Consider the following 937-nt stretch of genomic DNA (forward strand, 5'->3'; position numbering starts at 1 on the left):
GTATGCTTATTTAAGGTTACAACAGTAAATTTGCCGCTGTTACTACTTAATACAATCGCTTTTTTAATAGCACCGGGATAAAAGCCAAGCTGATTCAATCTTATAGGATGGGATACAGTATCTTTTGTTTGTGCCGATGCGGTTTGCAGGGTAAATATTGTCAAAACAAACAGCACCCATTTACCGGCTGCATTTTTCCTGGAATTAAATTTTACATGCATTGTATAAACACATTTATAGGTTTTTTTTTTGTGTGATATTGGATTCATAAATGTAGGTGTATTTTTTACAATAAGCATAATACTATTATGGCTAATTTGCTTAAAAATATAACACAATAAAACATTTTATAAATGCAATTGATTCAGGCTTAACGCAGGGCAATCGCTTTAAAAAGGAGGCACCTACGGAGCCAGGGTCAAGACACTTTTTCACTATAAACACATAACTCCGCTGGAGTTGGAAATGGTTGGTGTGTCATTGACTCCGTGGGAGTCACGTGTTTATAGCGCAAGAAAATCCAAAAGTCGGGCTCCGTAGGTGCCTCCTGCTTGTTTTTAATTTTAAAAGCGATTGCCTGAGTCTTAACGCAGATAAATACATAAACCCAACTCATTATATAAGAGCTAAAAGCAGAATGCAAAAAGCTAATATTTTGATTATTAATCACATAATCTTGATTTATAAAAATATTTAACAGACTTAATATAAAACACAGTTCAAAAAAAAAGACCCGCCGATAACGTACGGCAGGTCTTTTTTAATAACATTGAGGCTGAGCCCTAAATTTACAGCGAAAATAATTTATAAGCCAAAGAAAGACTGAACAAGCTTACACGGGTATGAGATGCATCATTGCCGTAAGCAATTTTATTAAGGCCGCCTTCATATCGCAAGTCAACCGAAAAGCTTCTGATATCCACGCCTGCACCTACCT

1 protein-coding gene is annotated in these 937 nt (G+C 35.8%); it reads right to left on the reverse strand.

Annotated features, from left to right (window positions below):
- The coding region (locus AC1DPZ_RS28040; protein ID WP_477409718.1) for a cellulase N-terminal Ig-like domain-containing protein at nucleotides 1–269 on the reverse strand (269 nt) is incomplete at its 3' end.
- Nucleotides 270–937: the final 668 nt, after the last annotated feature.

It is taken from the genome of Mucilaginibacter sp. P4_G9, assembly GCF_056400985.1.